The organism is Pseudoclavibacter sp. RFBJ3, from assembly GCF_002931375.1.
Lineage (GTDB): Bacteria > Actinomycetota > Actinomycetes > Actinomycetales > Microbacteriaceae > Pseudoclavibacter.
On the sequence record NZ_PSXZ01000023.1, the window covers coordinates 1 to 2868 of the forward strand.

The window sequence follows — 2868 nt, forward strand, 5'->3', positions numbered from 1 at the left end:
GCCATCGCAGACGCTGGCATCGACGCGGCGGATGTCATCGGCATCGGCACCGACTTCACGGCCTGCACCATGGTGCCGACGCTCGCCGACGGCACCCCGCTCAACGAGGTCGCCGGCTTCGAGACGCGCCCCCACGCCTACGTGAAGCTCTGGAAGCACCACGCAGCGCAACCGCACGCCGACCGCATCAACGACCTCGCCGAGCTGAGAGGTGAGAAGTGGCTGCCCCGGTACGGCGGCCTCATCTCGAGCGAATGGGAGTTCGCGAAGGGCCTCCAGCTCCTCGAGGAGGACCCCGAGGTGTACGCCGCGATGGACCATTGGGTCGAGGCGGCCGACTGGATCGTCTGGCAGCTCACGGGCACCTACATCCGCAACGCCTGCACCGCCGGCTACAAGGGCATCCTGCAGGACGGCGAGTACCCCAGCCGCGAGTTCCTCGCCGCCCTCAACCCCGAGTTCGCCGACTTCGCGGAGGCCAAGCTGGCCCACGAGATCGGCCAGCTCGGCGACGCAGCCGGCACGCTCTCGGCGGAAGCCGCGGCCTGGACCGGCCTGACAGAGGGCATCGCGGTCGCGGTCGGCAACGTCGACGCGCACGTCACCGCCCCTGCCGCGGCCGCGACCGAGCCGGGCCAGATGGTCGCCATCATGGGCACCTCCACCTGCCACGTCATGAGCTCCGACACCCTCGCCGAGGTGCCGGGGATGTGCGGGGTCGTGGACGGCGGCATCGTCGCGGGCCTCTACGGCTACGAGGCCGGCCAGTCGGGCGTCGGCGACATCTTCGCCTGGTACGTCGAGAACCAGGTGCCAGCCCGCTACGAGCGCGCCGCGGCCGAACTCGGCATCTCCGTGCACGAGCACCTCACCAACCTCGCGGCAGCGCAGCCCGTCGGGGCGCACGGCCTCATCGCCCTCGACTGGCACAGCGGCAACCGCTCCGTGCTCGTCGACCACGAGCTCTCCGGCCTGCTCGTCGGTGCGACGCTCGCGACGAAGGCAGAGGACGTCTACCGCGCCCTGCTCGAGTCGACGGCCTTCGGCACGCGCACGATCGTCGAGACGTTCAACGCCTCCGGGGTTCCCGTGACGGAGTTCATCGCGGCCGGCGGTCTGCTCAAGAACGCGTTCCTCATGCAGACCTACAGCGACATCCTCGGCATGCCGATCTCAACGATCGACAGCGCGCAAGGTCCGGCGCTCGGATCCGCCATCCACGCGGCGATCGCTGCAGGCGCGTACCCGGATGCACGCGCCGCGGCGGCAGCCATGGGGCGCGTGACGCGCGCCAAGTACGTCCCGAACCCGGAGGCGGTCGCCGCGTACGACGAGCTGTACGCCGAGTACGCCGAACTCCACGACCACTTCGGGCGGGGCGCGAACCAGGTCATGAAGCGCCTCAAGCGACGCCGCCGCGAGGCGCTCGCCAGCGCATCCGCTGCCCCAGCCCCGGCAACCCGCGAGGAGGTCAACGCATGAGCATCCAGACCTCCGGCACCACGCCCGTCATCACGGCCGAGACGCAGACGAGCATCGACACCATCCGCGCCGAGGTCGCGACCCTCCACGACGAGCTCGTCCGCTACGGGCTCGTGGTCTGGACGGGCGGCAACATCTCCGGCCGCGTGCCGGGCACGGAGCTGTTCGTGATCAAGCCGTCCGGAGTCAGCTACGACGACCTGGCCGCCGACAACATGATCCTCTGCACCCTCGACGGCGAGGTCGTACCCGGCACTCCCGGCTCCGATCGCTCCCCCTCGAGCGACACGGCGGCGCACGCGTACGTCTACCGGAACATGCCCGAGGTCGGCGGGGTCGTGCACACGCACTCCGACTACGCCGTCGCGTGGGCGGCGCGGGGCGAGCCCATCCCATGCGTGATCACCGCGATGGCGGATGAGTTCGGCGGGGAGATCCCCGTCGGCCCGTTCGCGATCATCGGCGACGACTCGATCGGCCGCGGCATCGTCGAGACGCTGCGCGGGCACCGCTCGCGGGCGGTGCTCATGAAGAACCACGGGCCGTTCACGATCGGCAAGGACGCCCGCGACGCCGTGAAGGCAGCCGTCATGGTCGAGGACGTCGCCCGCACCGTGCACATCTCCCGGCAGCTCGGCACTCCGAACCCCATCCCCCAGCAGGCCGTCGACTCGCTGTTCGACCGCTACCAGAACGTCTACGGACAAGACCCGACAGGAGCCCTCAGTTGAGCGCACTCACCACTTCCTTCGACGCCGCTGAGATCTGGTTCTTCACCGGCAGCCAGGGACTCTACGGCGAGGAGACGCTGCGCCAGGTCGCAGGCCAGTCGCAGGCCATCGTCGACGCACTCAACGAGTCGCCGAACACGCCCGTGAAGATCGTCTGGAAGCCGGTGCTCACCGACTCCGACGCCATCCGCCGCGCGGCCCTCGAGGTCAACTCGAACGACAGCGTCATCGGCATCGTCGCGTGGATGCACACCTTCAGCCCCGCGAAGATGTGGATCCAGGGCCTCGACGCGCTCGCGAAGCCGCTCCTGCACCTGCACACGCAGGCCAACGTGGAGCTGCCGTGGGCGGACATCGACTTCGACTTCATGAACCTCAACCAGGCCGCGCACGGCGACCGCGAGTTCGGGTACATCCAGACCCGCCTCGGCATCCCCCGCAAGACGGTCGTCGGCCACGCGTCGAGCGCGAGCGTGACGCGGCAGATCGACAGCTGGTCGCGAGCCGCGGCCGCCTGGCAGGCCGTGCGCACCATGAAGCTCGCCCGCTTCGGCGACAACATGCGCTTCGTCGCCGTCACCGAGGGCGACAAGACGGAGGCCGAGCTGCGCTTCGGCGTGCAGGTCAACACGTGGGGCGTCAACGAGCTCGCCGA

2 protein-coding genes and 1 pseudogene are annotated in these 2868 nt (G+C 69.7%); all 3 read left to right on the top strand.

The window, feature by feature from the left end:
* Nucleotides 1-1482 (top strand): ribulokinase (araB, locus tag C5E07_RS17490; protein ID WP_104301131.1); only part of this gene is annotated, 1482 nt, incomplete at its 5' end.
* The gene (locus C5E07_RS17495) at nt 1479-2213 is read left to right on the top strand and encodes an L-ribulose-5-phosphate 4-epimerase (protein WP_104301133.1); all 735 of its coding nucleotides are present in this window, start codon (nt 1479-1481) and stop codon (nt 2211-2213) included. The genes araB and C5E07_RS17495, both read left to right, overlap by 4 nt.
* Nucleotides 2210-2868: pseudogene (locus C5E07_RS17500) on the top strand (L-arabinose isomerase); the annotation flags it as partial. The gene C5E07_RS17495 and the pseudogene C5E07_RS17500, both read left to right, overlap by 4 nt.